7 protein-coding genes are annotated in these 5737 nt (G+C 61.3%); all 7 read right to left on the bottom strand.

Annotation, left to right across the window (positions count from 1 at the left end; all coding sequences use genetic code 11):
* Positions 1 to 734 (bottom strand): hypothetical protein (locus tag ACYQ1H_RS15000; RefSeq protein ID WP_460028853.1); only part of this gene is annotated, 734 nt, incomplete at its 3' end.
* Positions 735 to 751: 17 nt separating this feature from the next.
* Positions 752 to 1249 carry a TadE family protein gene (locus ACYQ1H_RS14995; RefSeq protein WP_460028852.1) on the bottom strand — a complete coding sequence of 166 codons (498 nt, stop codon included), beginning with the start codon at positions 1247 to 1249 and terminating at the stop codon, positions 752 to 754.
* A 98-nt stretch (positions 1250 to 1347) separates the two neighbouring features.
* Positions 1348 to 1704 carry a hypothetical protein gene (locus ACYQ1H_RS14990; protein WP_460028851.1) on the bottom strand — a complete coding sequence of 119 codons (357 nt, stop codon included), beginning with the start codon at positions 1702 to 1704 and terminating at the stop codon, positions 1348 to 1350.
* A gap of 203 nt (positions 1705 to 1907) precedes the next feature.
* Positions 1908 to 3464 carry a type II and III secretion system protein family protein gene (locus ACYQ1H_RS14985; protein WP_460028850.1) on the bottom strand — a complete coding sequence of 519 codons (1557 nt, stop codon included), beginning with the start codon at positions 3462 to 3464 and terminating at the stop codon, positions 1908 to 1910.
* Positions 3465 to 3568: 104 nt separating this feature from the next.
* Complete coding sequence (gene cpaB, locus ACYQ1H_RS14980) at positions 3569 to 4552, bottom strand: Flp pilus assembly protein CpaB (RefSeq protein WP_460028849.1); 984 nt, start codon at positions 4550 to 4552, stop codon at positions 3569 to 3571.
* A 94-nt stretch (positions 4553 to 4646) separates the two neighbouring features.
* A complete protein-coding gene (locus ACYQ1H_RS14975; protein WP_460028848.1) occupies positions 4647 to 5207 on the bottom strand; it encodes a prepilin peptidase in 561 nt (186 codons plus the stop codon).
* Between the two features lie 190 nt (positions 5208 to 5397).
* Complete coding sequence (locus ACYQ1H_RS14970; protein ID WP_460028847.1) at positions 5398 to 5589, bottom strand: hypothetical protein; 192 nt, start codon at positions 5587 to 5589, stop codon at positions 5398 to 5400.
* Positions 5590 to 5737 lie beyond the last annotated feature (148 nt).

Below are 5737 nucleotides of genomic sequence, written 5' to 3'. Positions count from 1 at the left end.
TTAGCCGAACCTAATGCTATTTGTGTTTGACCTGTTTTTGGCGTCGGCTTTATTGGATTCCCCCATGGGAATTCGTCATAGCCGCCGACGATCAGGATGTTGCCACCCTGCCTAGCTTCAATTGTGCCGCTTGGTTTAGTTTCCAAGGCACTCTTATCGGCAGAATTCACCCAGATATCACAGCCATTCGCATAAATCTTTGCGCTACCTGTGCTCAGAATGTCGGTGCCCACCTCGCTCAAGGCAACCAGACAGGCCGACCCAGACCCACTATTAGCATCTCCACTCCCTTCCTTGCACACAATGTTCGCCGTCGCATGCGCACGGATCGTACCGGATTTGTTTAGCCAGGCATACTGATAGGGTTTGGAAATCAAAACTTCCACATATTTCCTGCCCGATTCCGCGCTATCGCTATCACAAACCCCCTCTTGGGGCTTATTGACTGTAACAGTGACCGAATCAGTTAAATGCGTAAAGCCATTGGCCTTGGTGGCAGCACGCGCCTGTTCAACCATAAGATTATCCTGACCGCTCGAGGCTGCCAACGCCGCCGCCAGCGCGCCAGCATTGGCAGCTATCTGCATGCGCTCCTTGAGGGTAATCATGCCGCCCGCGTCCAATGCCAGCGACGCCACGGTAAATAGAGCGGCCAAGCCCACTGCGACCAGTGGCAGAACGGCCCCGCGTTGGCATTCCCTGCCGTGGTCCGCTCCCGCTTTTCCGAGATTCATGGCACACCTCGCATGCATTATTGGACACGATATTCCGACGACCGGGTGATCGTCCTGGCATTCCAGAAATATCGGGTCAGGGATTGTTGAAGGGTTTTGCTGGTAGTGATCCGGAAGATAATTTGCGGGTTACCGTAACCGTCACAGAGGTCCTCACTAACCGCACCCTCCGTATCAATGTCTGCACAGTCCTTGGGCGAAAGCCCATCGTCCTCCGAATCGTCTCCCGGACAACCGCAAATTTTTTCGACCGTCACCTCGTTATCCGCCAGCAGGTACGCGTTATTGCCACCTTTCACGGCGCGTACCGTGGCATCCTTGATGGCCAGCAGATTGGAAATAGCGGCACCATCGCCTTTTTTCCAATGCTGATAGGCGTATGCCACCCCGGCATCCGCCGCGTAGGCCAGGTTGTCCGCCAATGCCAGCGCCTGGCCGAAGTCGACGATCGCAAACATCAGCAGAAACAGGACCGGCGCGGCCAAGACAAACTCCACCAGCGCCAGACCAGTCATGCACGCCCTGCCCGACATCACCCCACGCCGCCGAAGCAATGTCACTGCGATCGGCCGGCTAGCCACGATGGCGGCCCTCGCCTGCCCGTTCGCTGACATCATTGACCGCCGCCACCGCCACCGCCACCCCCCCCCGATCCGCCGCTGCCACCCGATCCGCCGCCGCTCTGGACATTGATCTGCGACATCTCGCGGACCCGTTCCGGCCGGCCGATATCCATCTGATAGCTGCGCTGCAGGGCCTTGGTGGCCTTCATGCCGGACATGCCGTCCGGGGCGTGGGTTGCCGGATGTGTAGCCTTGTCCTTGTCATGGATCTGATCCAGCATCACCACCCGCACGGATTCACCGAAATTCCGCTCAATCCGAACGGGCTCCGCCATCCATTCCTGGCAGCCCGCCAGCGCTTGGGCCAGCAGCAGGGCCGCGATCCTCGGATTGATTGTCTGCGTCATGGCCTGTTCTCGTGTTGCCTTGGTCTGGGCAGGGCGTTCGACCGCGTCCCCCGACGATCGGAAATCGATACGCCAGGCGCCGACGCCACCCCGGTCTTGCGGCACCATCCCGGCGATCGCTACGGTTTGCCGGGGCTTTTCCGGCTGTCCCGCCGACCGGCGTTCGTCGCTGCCCCGGTGCAAGGGGGCGCCCGGCTGGCCTGTCACTGCTCCTTGTTCTCCTGGATGGTCGGCCCGAAGTGCCCGCGCAAGCCCCCCATGTTGTTCTGCAGGCTGCGCGGCCGGGTCGCCAGGGGTTTGCGGGCTTCCGTCCGACCCATGCCGTAGAACTCCAGGTCGCTGGGTTCGGCGAAGTTGTCGGTCGGCAGCCGGATCCTGTCCGGGTTCACCGGCTTGGCCAGCTGCAGCGTGACGAAGATCATCAGCTCCGTCTCGCTGCGGTTGTACTCCTGGCTGGTGAACAGCTGCCCCAGTACCGGCAGGTCGCCCAGCCCCGGGAATTTGGTGATCAGTTCGCGGGTGCGGTCCTGGATCAGGCCGGCGATGCCCAGCGTCTGCCCGCTGTCCAGTTCCAGCGAGGACGAGGCGCTGCGCTGGATCAGCGAAGGGATGGTGAAGGACTGCCCGGTCGCGCCCGCGGGCACGGTAACCGTGTCCTGGTTGCTGAGCTCGCTGACCATGACATTGACCTTGAGGCTGATGCGACCGGAATCCAGCACCACCGGCAGGAACTTGAGGATCACGCCGTAGTTGAAGAACTGCACCGAGATGCCGCCACCGGCACCACCGGCCGCGCCGAACTGGGCGACGGGCACGGGGAAGGAGCCACCCGACTGGAATTCGGCATCCTGGCCGGAAATGGTGGTCAGGTTGGGCTCCGCCAGCACCTTGGCCAGGCCGTTGTCGCGGGCGGCATTGATGAAGGTGCGCACGGTGGCGTCGCTGCCGGCGAAGCGCAGGAACAGGGCGGCGGGGTTGTAGCTGGCGGCCGCCTGCTCCACCGGCAGGTTATTGATCAGCGCCTCGATGAAATCCGGCCCGGATATGGCGCCGCCCTTGATGTCCCCGCCGCCAAAGGCGCTGAAATCCACCTTGAGCCGGCGCGCCAGGCTGGTGGTCATCTCGGCCACGGTGACGCCCAGCATCACCTGCTGCGGCCCGCCGACCTGCATCAGGTTGATGACCCGGGGATTCATGTCGTACTGCATGACCCGCACGCCGCCGGCCCCACCACCACCGCCCATGCCCCCGGCGCCCATCTGACCCTGGCCACCGGGCATGTCGGGATGGGCAAAGGTGCCGGCGATGGCCAGCATGGCATTCATCTTGTCGACGCTGGAGACCTGCCCCGCCAGCACGATCGCGTTCTGGGAGGAATACACCCTGGGCGATTCGTCGGGGAAGATTTCGTGCAGCTTGGCCTTGAGGGCCTCCAGATCATGGGTGACTTCCAGCTTGAGCGTGCGGAAGCAATCCTTTTCGTGGTGGCGATTGACGCCGCACAGGACCACCGTGGTCGTTCCCAGCTTGTTGCCCATCACATAGAGATGATTGGGGTCCAGCAGCCGGACTTCGGCGATCTCGCCGGTGCCGACGGCGATATCCTGGGTATTGGCCGGCAGCTTGATGACCATGCCCTTGTTCATGGGCAGGGAATAATCGGTAGGCGTGGCAAGCACCGCGGTCGACAGCAGGGCGAGCGCGCCCGCGAGCAGCAGCGGGCCGGGTAACATGCGTTGCCGATGGCGGTGGTGTTTCATCCGGCGGGACTGCGCCAAAGGATCGGCGGTGCACGATCTGTCAGGCACCCGACCCATGCCGGTCCGGCCGACGGTCTCCGCCGTCGCATGGCAATGGCGAGGGGTCATCGTATTGCGCCGGGTTCGCCCGTGATGGACCCGGCCCCATTCGGCTCGCGCGGCAGTTCAGGCGGACGGGCCGACTTGATGTCGAGAATCTGCGGACTGAGCTTCAACACCGAGAGTTCATCCTTTTCATCGACGGCAAAGCAGCGAAGGTTGCTGCAACGCAGCGCGTCCGACTTCTTCGCGCCGGAAATCACGGTCCGGGGAACGCCAGCCAGTCTGGGAGCGCCAAGGTTCGCGGAGGCCACGGGTTCTCTCGCGGCAGCGGGGGGAGCCGTTCCCCCCGCCTGCGCCTGGGACACGAAGTGGCGTTCGCCAAACAGGTGGCCATGATCGCCCGGATGACGCAGGGCCAGCTGGATCGAGCCCACCGACATCGCCTCCATGACCAACTCGGCCTGCTTGGCGCCCAGTTCCAGCATGATGGGTTCGTTGCCGATGGGTTTGTTCATTGCGTCCGGCGGGCCGACCACTCTTACATCCTGGGCTACGATCTCGACGACCGGCAGTTCGCTGTCATGCTGCGGGCGGGACAGCAGCACGTCGACGAAATCGCCGTCCTTGACCAGGCGCTTGAGCCCGGCCACCTCGTCCACCCGGATGGCCATGACCCGCTGGCTGGGCGTGACCGGATGCCCCGTGGCCTGCAGGCGCTGCCTGACCAGGGGCTCGTTGGGAAACACGGCCTGCGAAACGAACTGGCCCACCACGTCCTCGGCCCTTGCGAAAAAAGGCGAGGCGCCCGGCAGCATGTATTCCTGCGGCAGGGCGCGCTTGAGCACGGGCATCACCCGCACATCGCCCGGCCCGATTTTGGCCAGCTTGGGGATTTCCTTGACGGCCACGACGACCGGGACGGTTTCCTCCTGGACGACGCGCGCGCCGGATTCGCCCGAGTCGACCAGAAAGCGGTTGCCGATCCACACCGCGCCCAGCGCCAGCAGCAAGGCGATTGACAGCAGCAGAGCGGCTCGACCATTCATGATGGTGCGGCGGCTCTACTTGGCGAATCCCGAAGAATCTTCACCTTCTTGCCCGCGCTTTCGCCCAAGTAAATATTTTCCTTTTCCTTAATAATCAGGGCAACAGAATGTCGGCATGGATAAATGCCAGCTCTCCCGGCCATAGGATGACAGTCAACAAACCGAGCGCGATCACAAAGGCGTAGGGGAAGCGCGTGGTGGCAGCGGTCTCGCTGGCGTCCGGTGGTAGATAGGCAAAGCGGCCGGCTCGCAGCAGGCAGGCCAGCATGAGGCCATAGCGCTTCAGGTATCCGGCGAGTCCGCCCCGAGCGAGCAAAATGGCAAACGCCGCGAATGCGCCGATCAACAAGGCATTCAAACAGACAACCAGACTCAACGGCCACCCCAGGCAGCAGCCTGCCGCCATGGCGAGTTTGACATCACCCGCCCCCATCCAGCGGATGACGAAGAACGGAAAGAAAACGGCGAAGGGAACGGCCGCCCCAATCAACCCATCGGAAAATCCCGCCCAGCCGCCGACATAACCCTGGAGAGCCAGCGCAAGCAGGAAACCGTTGATGGTCAACCAATTCGGCAGACGGTGCCACGCAAAGTCTATGCAGGTACCAAAACCGACCAGAGCAATGGCCAGAACCGTCAGGACAAAATCGACCACGCCATCACCTTTCCGGCGAGTCGAGATAGCGGTTGGCAGATTCTCGCCGAACGCGCATCGATGGCATATTTAACAGGATAGAACTGAAGGTGGCGAAACCGAGTGCTTCGCCACCACAATAGTCGATATCTTGATTACCCAGATGGAACAGCTTACTCCAGCATGCAGAATGCCACCAAGGCTTCAGATGCTAGCTGCCAAGTGCGCTGTTCAAAACATCCAGCTTAGATGACGCCTTGCTGCCAATAGCAGTGAAGATGGCAATAACGCCAGCGGCAATAACGCCGGCGGCAATAACGCCGGCGGCAATGGCATATTCAACAACCGTCAAGCCCTCATCTTCCTTCCAGAAGGATTTCAGCAGCGATGTAATTGTGTTCATGATACACCTTATCGTTAAGCATAATACCAAAGCTATGCAATCAAAACCACCACAATTAATGAATAAGGTCTTGCCGCACAAGTATAATAATATGCCAACATCACCCACTCGTCCATACAATTTTCAAGCGACCATCACGCTCGCCTAA

It is taken from the genome of Methyloparacoccus murrellii (assembly GCF_054657115.1).
This window is presented reverse-complemented; position numbering and strand designations above follow the sequence as displayed.